Origin of the sequence: Aeromonas sp. Marseille-Q5825, from assembly GCF_946892685.1 — a bacterium.
Classification (GTDB): domain Bacteria; phylum Pseudomonadota; class Gammaproteobacteria; order Enterobacterales; family Aeromonadaceae; genus Aeromonas; species Aeromonas rivipollensis.
Genome location: NZ_CAMPOU010000004.1, coordinates 59,469 through 75,957 on the forward strand (window position 1 = coordinate 59,469; position 16,489 = coordinate 75,957).

The 16,489-nt window shown below is 63.4% G+C and carries 16 protein-coding genes; 10 read left to right on the top strand and 6 right to left on the bottom strand.

The annotated features are described in order from the left end of the window. The first annotated feature begins 134 nt into the window (after positions 1 to 134). Complete coding sequence (locus OC537_RS10880; RefSeq protein WP_025327872.1) at positions 135 to 749, top strand: trimeric intracellular cation channel family protein; 615 nt, start codon at positions 135 to 137, stop codon at positions 747 to 749. Between the two features lie 93 nt (positions 750 to 842). Here OC537_RS10880 and OC537_RS10885 read toward each other — a convergent pair whose 3' ends face one another. The 4 genes from OC537_RS10885 to OC537_RS10900 form a co-directional block, all read right to left on the bottom strand. Then, on the bottom strand, positions 843 to 1,094 hold the full coding sequence (locus OC537_RS10885) for a DUF3862 domain-containing protein (RefSeq protein ID WP_106886101.1): 252 nt from the start codon (positions 1,092 to 1,094) through the stop codon (positions 843 to 845). Positions 1,095 to 1,155: 61 nt separating this feature from the next. After that, entirely contained in the window at positions 1,156 to 1,701 is a 546-nt protein-coding gene (locus tag OC537_RS10890; protein ID WP_106886100.1) for a YcbK family protein, read from the bottom strand. A gap of 148 nt (positions 1,702 to 1,849) precedes the next feature. Continuing rightward, the gene (locus tag OC537_RS10895; RefSeq protein WP_106886099.1) at positions 1,850 to 3,331 is read right to left on the bottom strand and encodes a murein L,D-transpeptidase; all 1,482 of its coding nucleotides are present in this window, start codon (positions 3,329 to 3,331) and stop codon (positions 1,850 to 1,852) included. 91 nt (positions 3,332 to 3,422) lie between these two features. Then, complete coding sequence (locus OC537_RS10900; protein ID WP_262111181.1) at positions 3,423 to 4,190, bottom strand: substrate-binding periplasmic protein; 768 nt, start codon at positions 4,188 to 4,190, stop codon at positions 3,423 to 3,425. A gap of 310 nt (positions 4,191 to 4,500) precedes the next feature. Here OC537_RS10900 and OC537_RS10905 point away from each other — a divergent pair, with 310 nt between their 5' ends. The 5 genes from OC537_RS10905 to OC537_RS10925 all read left to right on the top strand — a co-directional run bounded on the left by OC537_RS10905 (position 4,501) and on the right by OC537_RS10925 (position 10,016). Beyond that, complete coding sequence (locus OC537_RS10905; RefSeq protein ID WP_025327877.1) at positions 4,501 to 5,046, top strand: hypothetical protein; 546 nt, start codon at positions 4,501 to 4,503, stop codon at positions 5,044 to 5,046. A 55-nt stretch (positions 5,047 to 5,101) separates the two neighbouring features. After that, complete coding sequence (locus OC537_RS10910) at positions 5,102 to 6,139, top strand: glycosyltransferase family 2 protein (RefSeq protein ID WP_262111184.1); 1,038 nt, start codon at positions 5,102 to 5,104, stop codon at positions 6,137 to 6,139. Next, the gene (locus OC537_RS10915; RefSeq protein WP_005324511.1) at positions 6,136 to 6,507 is read left to right on the top strand and encodes a GtrA family protein; all 372 of its coding nucleotides are present in this window, start codon (positions 6,136 to 6,138) and stop codon (positions 6,505 to 6,507) included. Before OC537_RS10910 ends, OC537_RS10915 begins: the two co-directional genes overlap by 4 nt. Next, the gene (locus OC537_RS10920) at positions 6,507 to 7,673 is read left to right on the top strand and encodes a hypothetical protein (protein WP_163153525.1); all 1,167 of its coding nucleotides are present in this window, start codon (positions 6,507 to 6,509) and stop codon (positions 7,671 to 7,673) included. The genes OC537_RS10915 and OC537_RS10920 overlap by 1 nt, the downstream gene beginning before the upstream one ends. Positions 7,674 to 7,889: 216 nt before the next feature. After that, positions 7,890 to 10,016 (top strand): alpha-amylase, encoded by a 2,127-nt coding sequence (locus tag OC537_RS10925; RefSeq protein ID WP_262111192.1) that lies wholly within the window; start codon positions 7,890 to 7,892, stop codon positions 10,014 to 10,016. 69 nt (positions 10,017 to 10,085) lie between these two features. Here OC537_RS10925 and OC537_RS10930 read toward each other — a convergent pair whose 3' ends face one another. Beyond that, complete coding sequence (locus OC537_RS10930; RefSeq protein ID WP_111909943.1) at positions 10,086 to 10,712, bottom strand: glutathione S-transferase N-terminal domain-containing protein; 627 nt, start codon at positions 10,710 to 10,712, stop codon at positions 10,086 to 10,088. A 159-nt stretch (positions 10,713 to 10,871) separates the two neighbouring features. Here OC537_RS10930 and OC537_RS10935 point away from each other — a divergent pair, with 159 nt between their 5' ends. The 4 genes from OC537_RS10935 (at position 10,872) to OC537_RS10950 (ending at position 14,383) form a co-directional block, all read left to right on the top strand. After that, complete coding sequence (locus OC537_RS10935) at positions 10,872 to 11,516, top strand: response regulator (protein WP_025327882.1); 645 nt, start codon at positions 10,872 to 10,874, stop codon at positions 11,514 to 11,516. Between the two features lie 88 nt (positions 11,517 to 11,604). Further along, positions 11,605 to 12,186, top strand: coding sequence for a TetR/AcrR family transcriptional regulator (locus OC537_RS10940; RefSeq protein WP_262111195.1), 582 nt, complete (start codon positions 11,605 to 11,607; stop codon positions 12,184 to 12,186). A 71-nt stretch (positions 12,187 to 12,257) separates the two neighbouring features. Continuing rightward, positions 12,258 to 13,115, top strand: a complete 858-nt coding sequence (locus tag OC537_RS10945) for an alpha/beta hydrolase (protein WP_262111197.1) — start codon at positions 12,258 to 12,260, stop codon at positions 13,113 to 13,115. 122 nt (positions 13,116 to 13,237) lie between these two features. Next, positions 13,238 to 14,383 (top strand): patatin-like phospholipase family protein, encoded by a 1,146-nt coding sequence (locus OC537_RS10950; protein WP_111909940.1) that lies wholly within the window; start codon positions 13,238 to 13,240, stop codon positions 14,381 to 14,383. Positions 14,384 to 14,450: 67 nt separating this feature from the next. Here OC537_RS10950 and OC537_RS10955 read toward each other — a convergent pair whose 3' ends face one another. Further along, positions 14,451 to 16,403 (bottom strand): monovalent cation:proton antiporter family protein, encoded by a 1,953-nt coding sequence (locus tag OC537_RS10955; protein WP_162627148.1) that lies wholly within the window; start codon positions 16,401 to 16,403, stop codon positions 14,451 to 14,453. Positions 16,404 to 16,489 lie beyond the last annotated feature (86 nt).

Below are 16,489 nucleotides of genomic sequence, written 5' to 3' on the forward strand. Positions count from 1 at the left end.
CCACGCAGTCATAACCAAAAACGGGGGCATAGGCCCCCTTTTTCATTACTTAATCTAATGCAAAGGTGAGAGTGCTTGTCGTGCCAGACCAGGCTTGTTAGGATGCGGGCCTTTCTCGCACCCTGGGATAACTCATGTTACATGCACTCTTCTTGCTCGGCCTGGTGGCCGAAGGGATGACTGGCGCGCTGGCGGCGGGCCGGCGGCGGATGGATCTGTTTGGTGTCGTCATCATCGCCTCGGCGACGGCCATAGGGGGAGGTACCATCCGGGATGTGCTGCTGGGCCACTATCCCCTGCTCTGGGTGGAGCACCCCGAATATGTGGTGCTGGTGGCCGGGGCGGCCATGGTGGGGGTCATCTCGGCACCGCTGATGCGCTATCTCGGCAAGCTGTTCCTGGCGCTCGATGCCCTGGGGCTGGTGGTCTTCTCCATCTTTGGCGCCGCCCGGGCGCTCGAGATGGGGCACGGGGCCGGCATCGCCTGCATCATGGCGGTGGTGACAGGCGTCTTTGGCGGCGTGCTGCGGGATCTCCTGTGCCAGCGCATCCCGCTGGTGTTCAAGCGCGAGCTCTACGCAGCAGTCTCCCTGGTGACGGCCGCCCTCTACTGCTTCGCACTGGATCAGGGCCTGCCCAATGACTGGGCCGCCTTCGGGGCCATCGGCATCGGCTTCGTGCTGCGGCTGCTGGCGGTGCGCTTCAAGTGGGGACTCCCCACCTTCAATTACCAGTACGCCACCCATTGAGCGCGCCAGTTTCTGGCCAGATTGGCTGGATTGCACGCAACAAAAAAGCGCCGGATGGCGCTTTTTTGTTGCTGATGACAGTGAAAAACTGACTCAGTTGATCCCTTCCGAACTGAAGAAGGTGGCCTTGTCGGCGATGAAACGGATCTTGATGTTCTTGCCGTCCCCACCCCAGACACAGCTGGTGGTGCCGAGCGCATCGTCGCAACGCTCCGCCTTGCCCAAGATGGCGCTCGCCTCGGCATAGGTGATCCCCATCTTCAGCTTGTCGTAGTTTTCCCGGTTCAGCTTGCTGCACCCGGTCAGCAGCAGGGCGATCAGCCCGCCAAGCAAAATATGCTTCATCTGTCTCTCCTCTGGATAGTGTCCAGAGCCTAGCAGCTCGGGGCCACCCTGTGCCAACCCGTTACCAGCTCCGTACCGGCCCGGTATCGAGGTGGACGAAGTTGTCGGAGGGGTAGTAACCCACGCCGCCGACCTTGAGGTTCAGGGCCGCCTTGCGCAGGTGCGCCAGCTGCACGCCGGGGATGCGCACATCCACCGCCTGCCCCAGAGTGTGGTAGCTGTGTTTGGCGACCCCACGGCTGCGCTGGCGCTTCTGGCGATTGGTGACCGGGGAGCGATAGCCCGAGATGAGCTGAATTTCTCCCTTGCGGCCCAGCTTGTGCTGCAGCAGAAACAGCTGATCGAACAGCTTCCTGTCGATGTTGAACACTTCGTTGCGGCGATAGTCGCGGAAGATATGGTTGAGCTCCGCCAGGCCATCGTTCAGATAACGGCCATTCTCCCAATAGCTGGCGTTGACCCGCTCGCCGGTATTGAGGTTGAAGAAGCTGAGTTCACGCCCTGTCGTACTGCGGCTCGCCGCGGCCGGGAACGACAGCAGGCTGGCCCCCATCAGGCAACCGGCCCCCAGCAGCAGACGGCGTCGGCTTATCTCTTGTTCCAGCATCCGTTGTCCGTCCATTCCAGAGTGAAGTAACAGTGGTGAATGAAAATGATACAGAGGCCGAAACTACCCGCCCGTAAAAGTCATGTCAAACCGCAAGCGCCCATGAAAAAGCCCGGCATGAGCCGGGCTCTTCACTCTGTGGCGGGGATCACAGCAAGCGGCTCTGGAAGCTCACTCGATCGAATCCGTAAATGTCATTGCGCAGTTGCTGGCGCCCCTCTTCGTCGATCCAGCTGCTCCAGTAGACGGTGAAGACAGGGATAGGAGTGGTCAACGGCAGCCACTTGGTCTGGGTCTCTTTCAGTATGCTGGCGACCTTGTCCGGCTGATAGCGGGAGTCGGCGAGCAGCAGCTCGGCCAGATCGTCCGCGTGCTCGACCCGGATGCAGCCGGAGCTGAAGGCGCGCGCCCCCTGCTCGAACAAGGCCTTGCGCGGCGTCGAATGCAGGTAGATGGCGTCGTTGTTCGGCAGATAGAACTTGTAGCGCCCCAGGGCATTGTGATCCCCCGGCTTTTGCCGCAACCGATAAGGGAAGCCGGACGCCAGCGCATGGTGCCATCCATCCTCGCTGAACTGCACCGGGTTGCCCTCGCCGTCGATCACCTCGAACTGCTCGCGGTCCAGATAGGCGGGATCCCGACCCAGCTTGGGCAGAATGTCCTTGCTCAGGATGGAGCGCGGCACATGCCAGGCGGGGTTGAGCACTATGGAACGAATTTCGCTGGCGAGTATGGGGGTGGCCCGCTGCTCCTTGCCGACGATGACCCGACTGGTGAAGACCTCGCTGCCGGACTCCACCACGCTCAGGCGGTAATCCGGGATGTTGACCAGCACGTAGCGACCGGCGAGGTGATCCACCAGATCCCGTCGCCACAGGTTGCGCAGCAGCAGGCTGGCACGCACTTGCGGCCCGGTATTGAGCCAGGAGCGGGTCTGGCGACCTATGATGCCGTCTGCGGTCAGGCCGTGGCGGCGCTGGAACTGCTTGATGGCCTGCTCGGTGTCCGCGTCGTAGAGGCTGTCCTGATGGGTGGGGGCACCATCCCCCAGCTCGTTGAGGATTGAGCGGATCTGCCCCAGCTCGGTGGCGCTCTCCCCGGCTCGCAGGGTCGGCATGTCCAGGGTCGGCCAATGCTTGGCCATGGGCATGGCCAGCAGCTTGCGCACTTCGTCGCGCACGGCCTCGTATTCGGCGACCTGGGGCCTGAGCTGCTTGACCTGATCCAGCAGGTTGTCACCCAGGGGCTCGTGGGCCAGGGGCTTGGTCAGATCGAGCTTGAGGGTCTGCATCTGCTCGCGGGCGACCAGGTCCATGGCGCGCCAGGCTTGCTGGAAACGTGCCAGCTTGCCGAAGGCTTCGTCATAGAGGGCGCCACGCCTGTCGGCCGGGGTCTTCTGCAGCTGCTGCCAGAGCCGGTAGAAATCCGGGTGCAACTGGGCAAGCACCGCCTCCTGCAGCTGCAGTTCGAGCTCATGACGCGCCTGCTCTGCGGTGCTGTTCTGATACCAGTCATGCTGGATGCTGGGACTGGCCACCACCATCTGTTCTGTGCTGGCGTGGACCATGCCCGCCGGCCAGCAGCCCAGCCAGATAAGGTTTGCCAATGCCAACCAATACTTCTTACCCATGCTTCTTACCACGCTTACCTCATATCGGTTCACTTCGGCCTGTCAGGCGCCACGGTCAGGTGCCCATGATGCGTGAATGCTGGCGACTTTGCTAGCGGGCGGGCAGGTAACGGCGCCAGATGAGCGCATGCTCCTCGCTCTTGCCAACGGCCTCGAGCGCCTGGTTGAAACGCTGCACAAACTCCCCCGACAAGGTCTTCTTGCTCAGCATGAAGAAGGTCGGCGTCTCATAGACCCCCATGATATGGGGGACGACCTCCTCTGCCAGCCCCTCTCTCTTCAGACCCCAGGGGGTGGCCAGAATATCCCCAAGAAATCCGTCTATCCGTCCCAGCTGCAGCTTGCGATAGTTTTGCACGTCATTGACCTCGCTCACCTGGGCGCGGTAGCGCTGCAGCAGACGGGCTATCTCGGGGCCATAGTTGTAGTCTCTGGTCACCCCCAGCCTGTTGCCTTTGGCCAGCCAGCTCGCCAGATCCTGCTCCCCCTTGTCACCGGACTTGCGCACCCAGAGTGCCGTGCGCCCCGGGTTGTAGGCGTTGGAGAACCAGGCATAGCGCGCCCTGTCTTCAACAAAATAGGCTTCCATGGCGATGTCCAGCCTGCCCTGCTCCAGATCGTGCAGTCCCCGCTTCCAGGGACGCTCCAGATAGACGAGACGACAGCCCAACCTGGCCGAGACGGCGTTGAGATAGTCGACCGCGAAGCCGCGCAGCTCCCGGTGGCCGTTCTCCTGCTGGTAATAGTGATAAGGGGGCCAGTCGTCGAAACCGACGCGCAGGGGAGAAGTACAGAGCGGTTGGGCCGACAGCGAGTGAAGGGGTAGGCAGCAGAGCAGGCACAGAACTAGCAGTCTCATGAGTCATCCTTGACGGCGGGACGGCCCATCTTAATTCTGCCGAAGCGAAATGGCGACAGATCCTGCCACAGCAATGCGCAATATCAGCCATTTGCCTGATGAGGCCATGGGCAGGACGGGGCCCCAGGCCGAGCTGCAAGCCCACCGCAAAGGCAGGATGCACACGACCCCAAAGTCCCTTGGTCTGCAGGGGCATTGGGGGTTAATATGTGAGCAAATTTATTTTTGTGATCCACTATGCTTTTTTTGCAATTGGATTAGCATATGCGCGAATCCAGCCTACCTATCCGTCGGGCGTCGAGTGAGTAATATGACCTACAAAAAGTTCGGTTTTCTGGCTGCCATACTGGCATTGAGCGGTTTTTACCTTTACACCCTCTACCTGGCCGCTCACCCCAACGTGAGCCTGGCTTACAAGCTCTATTACCTGGAAGGCAAGACCCGCTTCTGGGAGCACAACTCCAGCATGACTTACCAGCCGGGCAACGAGCTCAACCTGACCAAACCGAGCCGCTTCCTCTCGAGCGAAGGCTGGGCCAAGAAGCCCAGTGCCGAAGGCACCCAGCTCAGTGGCAAGGGAGGCCTCTATTTCGTGCTGCCCAAGCAGCAGGCGCAACCTGAGCAGCTCACCATCCAGGCCAGGATCAACAGCCCGGAAGCAGGCACCCTGCTCAAGGTGGCCCTGGGTCATGATTTCACTACCACGGTCAAGCTGGCCAAGGCAGGCATCAACGAGATCCGGCTCAACCTGCCGGGCGACTCCCTGACGGCCGATCCCAAGCATCCCAACTTCCTGGCGCTCTCCGCTCCGACACCGCTCAACGTCCAGTCGGTACGTCTGACCGTCGCCCAGTGAATCTAAAAATATAACATATTGTTTTATAACACCATTTTCCAATAAGGAAGTTCCCATGTCCCGTGCCGATTTTCGACTCTCTCTGGTCGTTCCCGTTTACAATGAGGAAGAGAGCATAGACGCCTTCATCAGCGCGATAGATGCCGAACTGGCCCCCCTCAAAGACCGGCTTGAAATCGTGTTCGTCAACGACGGCAGCAGCGACCGTACCCGCGAAGTGGTCGAGCAGGCCATAGCCCGCGACCCGCGCGTGACCCTGGTCAACCTGGCACGCAACTTCGGCAAGGAAGCGGCCATGACCGCAGGCCTGCATCAGGCCAAGGGCGATGCCATGGTCCCCATGGACGTGGATCTGCAAGATCCCCCCTCCCTCATCCTGGAGTTCGTCAAGCTGTGGCAGACAGGTGACTACGACACCGTCTACGGCATCCGGGTCGATCGCAGCGCCGACACCCCGATGAAGCGCCTCACCGCCGGCGGCTTCTACCGCTTCTTCAACGCCCTCTCCACCAGCACCAAGCTGCCGGAGAACGCCGGTGACTTCCGACTCATCGATCGCAAGGTGGTCGAGGCCCTCAAGCAACTGCCGGAGCGCAACCGCTTCATGAAGGGGCTCTTCGCCTGGGCCGGTTTCCGTGCCGTCGGCGTCCCCTACGAGCGTCCGGCACGCCACGCCGGCGAGACCAAGTTCAACTACTGGAAGCTGTGGAACTTCGCCCTCGACGGCCTGATGAGCTTCTCCAGCTGGCCGCTGCGGGTCTGGAGCTACGTGGGGGTCGGCGTCTCCTTCATCGCCTTCCTCTATATCCTCAAGATCATCACCCAGGTGCTCTTCTTCGGCATAGACGTGCCGGGCTACGCCTCCCTGATGTCGGTGATGCTGTTCCTCGGCGGCATTCAGCTGCTGTCTCTCGGCATCATAGGCGAGTACATAGGCCGCATGTTCGTGGAAGTGAAGCAGCGCCCCATCTACCTCATCGAGGGGATCTACGGCCAGTATGCCCAGCAGGACGCGGGCAAGCAGCCTGATGCGGCGGCAACCCAAAGTGAGAAGGCGCAGGATGCGGACAAGCAGGAGCCGGCGTCCCAATGATCTCCCGCGAGGAATTCTGGCGGCTGGTTCGCTTCGGTTTTGTCGGCGGGGGAGCTACCCTCGTCGATCTGGGCACCTCCATCGCCCTGTTCCACACCTGGCCCGCCATCTCGGAACATCTGGTCACGACCCTGGCCTTTGCCATCGCGTTCTGGTTCTCGTTTTTCGGCCATCGCTACATCACCTTCCAGAAGCAAGGTGCCGCCAGCAAGTTTCTGCTGGTCGCCCTCTTCTCCCTGGCGGTGCGTAACCTCATCCTGAGCGGCCTGCTGTTTGCGGGTCTCTCCGGACTGCTGCCGGTGGTGATTGCCACCCTGACCGTTACCGTACTCACCTACATACTCTCTCGCGTCTGGGTTTTTGCCTGATGAATGACATGACCAATACTCCTCCCCTCGCCGGGGATGCACTCCCCTATCGCCCGTCACTGCGCATCAGCAGCCGCGACTGGCTGATGATCATCGCCGCCTTCGTGCTGAGCCGGGTGGCCCTGTACGGCATGGGCTATTTCGGTGTCCAGCTCTACGGCGCCCCCGACATAGGCCCGCTGCAAGCCTATTGCCAGTTCGACTGCGTCTGGTTCCAGCGCATCATAGAGAACGGCTACGACCTCTACCCGCGCTGGCTGAGCAAGGGCAACGCGGCGAACTGGGCCTTCATGCCGCTCTACCCCATGCTCGCCGGCGGTCTCTCCAGCCTGCTCAACATGGAGAGCCTGATCGGCCTGATGCTGGTGGCCAACATCGCCTTCTTCATCAGCCTGCCGCTGATGCTGCTGGTGCTGCGCCAGCTCAAGCTGGGGGATGAGACAGCCCGCTTCGGGGTCTGGCTGCTGGCCTTCTCCCCCTTCTCCGCCTACTTCGTCTCCGGCTACACGGAACCCATGTTCATGGCACTGATGCTGGGCATGTTCCTGTTCGCCTACCGCGAGCAGTGGCTGATGGTCGCCTTCCTCGGCATCTTCATCTCCGGCACCCGCAACCTGGGGGTCATGATGGTGTTCCCCGTGCTGATCCTGGCGCTGCAGGCCTATGGCTGGCGCGAGTTCTTCCGTTTCACCGAGCGGGCCTTCAAGGTGGTGTTCACCCTCTGGCTCATCCCCCTCGGCCTCTTCTCCTACATGGTCTACCTCTATCACCTGACCGGGGATGCGCTCGCCTTCAAGCACATCCAGGTCGCCTGGGGTCGCTACATGGACAGCCCGCTGGACTGGTGGCTGAGCGGCTTCGAGCTGGGCGGTCGCAAGGCCTACCTCTCCATCATGGTGATCTTCGGCTGGTGCCTGAACGGCTACCTGTTCAGCCAGAAGCGCTGGGCCGAGGCGACCCTGATGTTCATCTGCTGCACCATACCGCTGATGACAGGGCTCAACGCCATGCCCCGCTACATGTTCGGCCTCTACCCGACTCTGCTGGCCATAGTGCTGCTGGCCCATCGCTGGCCCGCCATCCGCCCTGCGGTGCTCTGCATCAGCGGCATGGTCGCCTCCTTCATCGCGGTGGCCTTCGTCAACTTCAAGTTCTTTACCGTCTGACGAGCGCTCGCCCGCAGGCGAACAGCCCCACCTGAACATGCCGGTCCATCGACCGGCATTTTTTATGGCCGCGACACCCGCTTCACACTTTTCCATTCTTGAAAACGTAACCATTTGAACTGACGTCACAAATCGGTGTTTTACCGGTCCAACCCCGGCCCTGCGCCCCCTAGAATGAGTGCCTCAACGGACCCCACTCAGCTCAAGGAATGGCCTATGCGTCCCTCGCCTCGTTTCGATCTCCGCCCCTCCTCCCTGTGGCTCGCCCTGCTGGTCACGCCACTGTTCGCCGGTCAGGCGCTGGCCGCCCCCGAGGTCTATCTCCACGTGGATGGCAAACCGGTGGCAGAGGCGCTGACGCTGGACAAGGGCACCGTCACCCTGACCCACAGGCTGGACAAGGGCAGCCACCAGATCCGCATCAGCGATGCCGGCAACAGCTGCGGCACCAGCTTCGGGCCACCTGAGGTCAGGCCGCTCCCCTTCGGCACCGCCCAGCCCATGGACAAGTGCAGCAAGGGGGCCAGCTTCACCCTGAGGGTGATGCTGGCGGGGGACTACGAGTTCACCTTCAACCCTGATACCCCCAGCCTCAAGGTGCTGAGGGCGACCAAGAAGAGCGAGTTCAAACGCCAGCCCCCGGCAGAGCCCTGCATCGCCTGGGATGGCGGCCCGGTGACGGTGTCACTGAAGGGCGTCTGGCCTGACGGCACCCGGCTGCGGGATGCCTACTCCAGGCAGGAGGCCGTGGTCACACAGGGCAAGCTGACCCTGACCCCGAGCAAGGAGAGCGGCGGCCTGCTGCTGCTCGAACCGGTCAAGGCGGCCAAGGCGGCCCCCTTCAGCTGGGATCAGGCGAGCGTCTATTTCCTCCTGACCGACCGCTTCCACAACGGCGATCCCGCCAACGATCACAGCTTCGGCCGCCAGAAAGATGGCCAGGACGAGGTCGCCACCTGGCATGGCGGCGACTTCAAGGGGCTGACCGAGAAGCTCGACTACATCAAGAGCCTCGGCATGAACGCCATCTGGATCACCCCCATGGTGGAGCAGGTGCACGGCTTCATCGGCGGTGGCGAGCAGGGCAACTTCCCCTTCTACGCCTACCACGGCTACTGGGCGCTGGACTTCACCAAAATTGATCCCAACTACGGCGACGAGGAGAGCCTGAGAACTCTGGTGGACGAGGCCCACAAGCGCGGCATGCGGATCATCCTGGACGTGGTGATGAACCACGCAGGCTACGCCACCCTGGCGGATCTGCAGGATCTGGGGCTCACCGACCTCACCCAGAACAGCGGCAAGTTGCCGACCACCTGGAACCAGTGGCGCCCGAGCGGTGGCCTCAACTGGCATGGCTACAACCAGTTTATCGACTACCAATCGAGCGATTGGAGCAGCAAATGGTGGGGCCCTGATTGGGTGCGCGCCGGCCTGCCCGGCTACCCGCAGCCCGGCACCGACGACGTCACCGGCTCGGTGGCGGGGCTGCCGGACTTCCTGACCGAGTCCACCAAGCCGGTGGGCCTGCCCCCTCTGCTCGCCGCCAAGCAGGATACCCGGGCCAAGGCGCTCCCCAACGCAAGCGTCAGCGATTACCTCATCGCCTGGCACACCGACTGGGTACGCCGCTTCGGCATCGACGGCTTCCGGGCCGACACCGTCAAGCACCTGGAGCCCGCGGTCTGGGCCAAGCTCAAGCAGGCGGGCACGGCCGCGCTCAAGGAGTGGAAGGCCGCCAACCCGGGCAAGGCCCTCGACGATCTGCCCTTCTACATGGTGGGCGAGGTGTGGGATCACGGGGTCGCCAAGGATTTCTGGTACCAGAACGGCTTCGATTCCCTGATCAACTTCGACTATCAGCGGGAGTTCGCCCTGCCCCAGGCCCAGTGCATGGCCGGCGCCGAGCCGACCTATGCCAGCTACGCCAGCCGCATCAACCAGGATCCCGAGTTCAATGTGCTGAGCTACATCAGCTCCCACGACACCAAGCTGTTCTTTGGCGACTATCAGGACGTGCCGCTGCAACGCAGAGTCGCCAACAGCTTCATGCTGCTGCCGGGGGGCATACAGCTCTACTACGGGGACGAGTCTGGCCGGGGGCTGGCCAAGGATGGCGGCGTGTTCGATCAGAGCGTGCGATCCGACATGAACTGGCAGGAGCTGGGGAGCGGCGAGAAGGCCGAGCTGGTCAAGCACTGGCAAAGGCTAGGCCAGTTCCGCGCCGCCCACCCGGCGGTGGCGGCAGGCAGCCACAAGAAGCTGTCCGATGCCCCCTACAGCTTCGTGCGGGAGAAGGGGGAGGACAAGGTGGTGGTGGTGTTCGCCGGCCGGCAGCCGTAACCCGGCCCGCACCAGACAAACGAGAGGGGAGCCAGTGGCTCCCCTCTCTCATTGCGCAGGCCCCTTACCTCATGCCGGCTGCCGGGCCATGGCCGGCCACTGCAGCCGCGCCTTGACCAGGGTCTCCTGCCACAGGGGCCAGGCCAGCAAGGCTTGCTGATAGGCCCCCGCCTGACCGGGCAAGCCTATGCCGTAGCTCGCCAGCCGATAGGCCATCACGGCATAGAAGGCATCGAGGATCCCCGCCTCCTCAAAGTAGAAGGGCCCCCTCGCCTGGGACCAGAGCGTCTGCAGCCGGGCCAGCTCCCCCAGGGTCTCTACCGGGGGCTCGCTCTGGGTCGGCGCGCCGAGGAAGAAGGGCAAGCGACTGCGGATCTGGCCAAAGCCCGAGTGCAGCTCGGCGCAGAGGCTGCGGGCCAATGCCCGCTCGGCCCTATCCACCGGATAGAGGTGGCGCGCCGGGCACAGCTCGTGGAGATACTCGGCGATGGCGAGGGAGTCGTGGATCCGCAGCTCGCCGTCATCCAGCCAGGGCACCAGCCCGGCTGGCGCCGTGCGCTTGAGCCGCGCCAACGCCTTGGCATCCTCCAGATCGAACACCTGCTCCTGCCACTCCAGTCCGCTCATGGCGAGCACCAGCGACGCCCGCATCGCCCAGGTGGAACCTGTGCCTACCGTCAATACCAAGGATCCCATTTATTGCCTCCTGCGTTGGGGTTGTTCGTGACCCGGCATCGGCCCCGCGGGCACGACATCTCATGGTCGCCTCACATTTGCACACCTGCGAGTTTGACCCCCTTGGGGAGCAGTGCTAGTTTGATTTTTCAAAACAATCAGTTAGCAAAAATGTGAGCAATGGACAGCCAATTTACCATCGTCATCGCAGATGACCACCCCCTGTTTCGGGGCGCCCTCTATCAAGCGGTGCACATGGCCATCGACGAGGCCAGGCTGCTGGAGGCCGACTCCATCGACAGCCTGACCCACCTGCTCGCGGAGCACCCCGAAGTCGATCTGCTGCTGCTCGATCTCAAGATGCCGGGGGCCAACGGCTTCGAGGGGCTGGCCTATCTGCGCGGCCAGTACCCGGACCTGCCCATAGTGGTGGTCTCCGCCTCGGAAGATGCCGCCATCATCCAGCAGGTGCTGCGCCTCGGGGCCCTGGGCTTCATTCCCAAGTCGGTTCCCATGAAGGAGCTGGTCAGCGCCCTCAATACGGTGATCGGGGGGGATAACTGGGTACCGGAAGGGATCTCCCTACACCCCGAGTCCGAGGATGGCCCCGACTTTGCCAGCAAGCTGGCCAGCCTCACTCCCCAGCAATACAAGGTGCTGATCATGTTGCGGGACGGCAGCCTCAACAAGCAGATCGCCTGGGAGCTCAACGTCTCAGAGGCCACCATCAAGGCACACATCACCGCCATCTTCAGAAAACTCGGCGTCAAGAACCGCACCCAGGCGGTCATCGCTCTGCAGCAGATGGACATCAAGGACAACTGAGCGCCTTGTCTCCACCACAACAACGGTTTGTTGCTCGACAATTAGCACGATCGTACTTTATGCTGCAGGACCCACAAAGGAGAGTGCGATGAGCAAGGGCCGTTTGACCCGCGACAACATTTTGCAGACAGCCTTCGAGCAGGCGAGCCAGCAGGGGCTGGAGAGCCTGACCATAGGCTCGCTGGCCAGTGCGTGCGAGATGTCCAAGAGCGGCCTGTTCGCCCATTTCCAGTCTCGCGACAACCTGCAGATCGCCGTGCTTACCCATTCCGCCGAGGTGTTCCGGGAGCGGGTGATCCAGCCGGTGCGCCAGCAGCAGCACGGCACCCAGCAGGAGAAACTGCTGGCCCTGCTGCAGGCCTGGCTGGCCTGGAACCAGAGTTTTGCCGGACGCTGCATGTTCCTCGACGCCTGGACCTCGGCCCAGGAGGGGGAGGTACAGCAGGCGGCCCGCCAGCTGGTACGCTTCTGGCTCGACTACCTGGCTCGCCAGGTGGTGCAGGGCCAGGAGAAGGGAGAGTGGCGCGGGGACCTGGATCCCTGGCGCGCCGTCTACCGGCTCTATGGCCTCTATCTGGGAGATCAGGTGTTCAACGCGCTGGACTTGTGTCAGGATCCGGGCCGCCACTTCTGGCCCGAGGTGGAAGATCTGCTGACCAGCTGGCGCTGAGGTTTTGGCTCTTCTTTTTAAAAACAGATAAAAAAGCACGACCGTTCGCACATAAAAACCACAGGATGACCATGAGCAGCAAGATCTATTTCAACACCCGCCGCGTCAGCCCGAGCAAGTTGCTGCTGGGGCTTGGCACCCGGTTGCACCACGCACTGGCCCCGGCCCACGCCAAACGCACCGCCAGCAAGTTGCTGCTCACCCCTCAGCGGCCCACCCGCGAGGTCGCAGCCCCCGCCGGGCTGGTGCAGCAGGCCATCCACACCGGCGAGGGCACCCTGATGAGCTATCGCCTCGGCCAGGGACCGGTCTGGCTGCTGATGCACGGCTGGTCAGGCAGTGCCAGCCAGTTCTACCCGCTGATGAGCCATATCGCCGCCCAGGGCTTCACGGCGCTGGCCTATGATCACCCCGCCCACGGCCAGAGCGAAGGCAGCACGGGTCACCTGCCCCGCTTCGTGCGCGCCTTCGACGAGATCCTCGCCCGCGTCGGCCCGGTTCAGGGGGTCATCACCCACAGCATGGGGGGCGCCGTCACCCTCAGCAGCCGCCACCCCGACCTCGACGCGCTGCCGCTGCTGCTCATCTCCCCCGTGCTCGACTACGTACCCCAGCTCTATGGCATGGTGGCCCGCTCCGGCTACTCCATCCGGCTGTTCGATGCCGTGGTCAAGGAGATCGAGCTCGAATACCAGCATCCCTTGAGCACTGTGGACCCCCTCGGCCGGCTCGCCAATCGCGCCGGCCATGCCCTCATCGTCCATGACGAGGAGGACAGGTTTGCCCCCCATAAAGACTCGTTGCGGGCGGCAGAGGACGGCCGTACCCGGCTGGTGAGTACCCGTGGGCTCGGCCATGGCCGCATCCTGGCAAGCCCGCCTGTTTTCGCCGCCTTCGATCAGCTGACCCAGCCCAGAGGCACGGCCTGATCCCGCCGCACCGGTCGCCTCAAAAAATGATGAGGCGGCCCATTTTTATCCGGGATACAACGTCTTATAGTTAAATTGCGCGGTGGCAACCCGCCCTTGCAATCACAATAAGGCGCACCATCATGGCCAGACCCAATACAGCTCTTCTGTTGACCGGTGGTGGTGCTCGCGCCGCCTATCAGGTCGGCGTACTCAAGGCAGTGGCCGAGCTCTATCCCCGCAACCTCGGCATCCCCTTCCCCATTTTGTGCGGCACCTCGGCGGGGGCCCTCAACATCACGGCACTGGCGTGCTACGCCTCCTGTTTTCACCTGGGGGTGCGCAAGCTGGAGTGGGTCTGGCGCCGTTTCGAGACCCATCACATCTTCGACTTCCGCCCCTGCCAGCTGCTGTGGCGCACCCTGTATCAGGGCTCGGCCGGTCTCATCAGCCCCCAGAGCAACCGCGCCTTCCACCTGTTCGACAACGCCCCCCTTCGCCGCCTGCTGGATCAGCTCATCGACTATCACCGCATCGATGACAACATCCTCTATGGCAGTCTGGAGGCCATCGCCATCACCGCCTCCGACTATGACGACGGCCTCTCCACCACCTTCTTCCAGGGGCGGGCCGAACATCTGCCCTGGGAGCGGGCCAGGCGGCGCGGCCTGCGCACCCTGCTTACCTCGGATCACCTGATGGCCTCGGCGGCCCTGCCCTTCGTCTTTCCGGCCACCCGCATCGGCGAGCGCTTCTACGGTGACGGCTCCATCCACCAGCTGAGCCCCTTGAGCCCCGCCATTCACCTGGGGGCGGAGCGGATCCTGCTGGTGACCCTGGACTCCCCCCATCAGGGGAGCGCGGCCCCCCGTCAGGATCACCTGACCAGCTCCAACATCGCCAGCCACCTGCTCAACACCGTCTTTTCCGACACCCTCAATTCGGATCTGGAGCGGCTGGGGCGCATCAACCAGACCCTGTCGCTGATCCCGGCGCGGGAACGTAACCGCCTGAAGCTGCGCCAGGTGGAGACCTGCGTCATCAGGCCGAGCCAGGATCTGGATCTTATCGCCCTCGACTACCTGCCCAAGCTGCCGACCCAGTTACGCCGCCTGCTGCGGGTGCTGGGGGTGAACGGCCAGGAGAGCAGCAGCCTGGCCAGCTTCCTGATGTTTCACCCGGGTTACTGCCAGCAGCTGATAAGGCTGGGGTATCAGGATGCGCTGGATCAGCGCCAGCGCATCGAGTCCTTCCTCGACATCGAAGAGCGGATCCGCGAGGAGGCCTGAACAGGCTTGCTTCCACCAGGGGAGCCGCCACCCGGGCAAGGGCCCCTGAGCGTGTTGAGGGCACAGCCTAGTGCCCCTCCAGCAGACGCTGCTCCGCCTGCTCCATGGCCACGGCCGTCCCAAAGAGCACCAACCGATCCCCCGCCACCAGCCTCAGATCGGCCTTAGGCTCCAGGCTGCGCTCCCCGCGATGCACCGCCTTGATGCGCACCTCCCCCAGGGGCAGTTCCCGCACCCGGCGCCCCACAGCCCAGGCCTGATCGTGCAGCAGCACGGGGTGCAGCCGCTCCAGCAACTGATCCGTCTCCAGGTTGCCCGCACTCTGATCCCCCCAGTAGAAGCCGTGGAGGAAACGGTACTGACTGCTGCGCTCGTGCTCCATGCGCCGGATCACCCGACCTATGGGGATGTCGCAGTTGACCAGCAGGTGGGAGACCAGCATCAGGGCCCCCTCCTGGGATTCGGGGATCACCTCGAAGGCCCCGGCCTGCTTGTAGTGCTCGAGGAAGCTGTCGTCCCGGGTTCGCACCAGCACCTTGAGATCCCCCGCCAGCGCCCGGATCTGCATCAACATGGCATCGACCCGCTTGCGATCGTCGAAGGTGATGATCACCAGGCGGGCCCGCATCAGGCCGGCCGCCAGCAGGATGTCGCGCCGGCTGGCATCGCCGAACGCCACCTGCTCCCCCGCCAGCTTGGCCTCGCTCACCCGCTCGGGATCGAGATCCAGCGCGAGAAAGGGGATCTCCTCTAACTTGAGAAAGCGGGCGCAGGTCTGCCCGGTGCGCCCGAAGCCGGCGATGATGACATGCTGGTGCTTGCTGAGCCCCGACTGGGCGACCCCGGCGCGGGACAGCAGGGTAGCGTCGGTGAGGGAGTGGGCCAGCCCCAGGGCCCGCTGCACCAGCCAGGGGGTGAGGGAAATGGTGATGACGCCGATGCCGATGAGCAGGGAGACCATCTCGTGACCGAGCAGGCCATGGTGGCTCGCCAGCGCCAGCAGCACGAAGCCGAACTCGCCGACCTGGCTCAGCATGATGCCGGCGGCCATGGCATCGCGCTTGCGTTCCCCCATCAGCCGGCCCGCCAGCAGCACCAGCAGCGACTTGCACAGGATGAGCCCGAGCACGCAGAGCAGCACCTGCCACCAGGCGTTCGCCACCAGCGCCCACTCCATGGTCATGCCTATGGTGATGAAGAAGAGCCCCAGCAGCACATCCCGAAACGGCTTGATGTCCACCTCCAGCTGATGGCGGTAGTGGGACTCCCCCAGCATCATGCCGGCCAGGAAGGCCCCGAGTGCCATGGAGAGCCCCATCCACTGGGTCAGCGACGCCGCCAGCAGGGCCACCAGCAGGGTGCTGAGCACGAACAGCTCGTCGGATCGCGCCCGCGCCACCTCGTGAAACACCATAGGCAGCAGCCACTTTCCCACCGCGAGCAGGACGATCAGGGCGAACAGCCCCTTGAGGGAGGCCCAGGCCACCTCCGCCAGCAGGGCGCTGCCCTGCACCTCGGGGCTGGCCAGTATGGGGATCATCACCAGCAGCGGCACCACCGCCAGATCCTGAAACAGCAAGACGCTCACCCCGAGCTGGGCACGTCGGGTATGGAGTTGCTGCAGCTCCCCGAGCTGCTTGATCACCACGGCGGTGGAGGAGAGGGCCAGGGTGCCGGACACCACCAGCGCCTGGGGGAGACTCAGCCCCCACCACCAGCCGAGCCAGAAGAACAGCAATGAGGTGAGCAGCACCTGCAGACCGCCGACCCCCAGCACCAGCTTGCGCATGGCGAGCAGGCGCGGCAGCGAGAATTCGAGACCGAGGGAGAACATCAGGAAGACGATGCCAAGCTCCCCTATGGTCTGCATCATGGCCTGCCCGGTGACTATGGCCGCACCATGGGGGCCGAGCAGCATGCCGACGAACAGATAGGCGAGGATCACCGGCTGGCCCAGGCGTCGGAAGATGGCCACCAGCAGAACGGCGGAGAGCAGCAGGATCAACACATCGGCGTACACACATCCCTCCCTCTTATCTGTCCCCATGGCCCTAAGAAGCGGCGCCTCAGGCCCCTGGCACCCTCCGGCCCTCGTCGCTGCGGGGC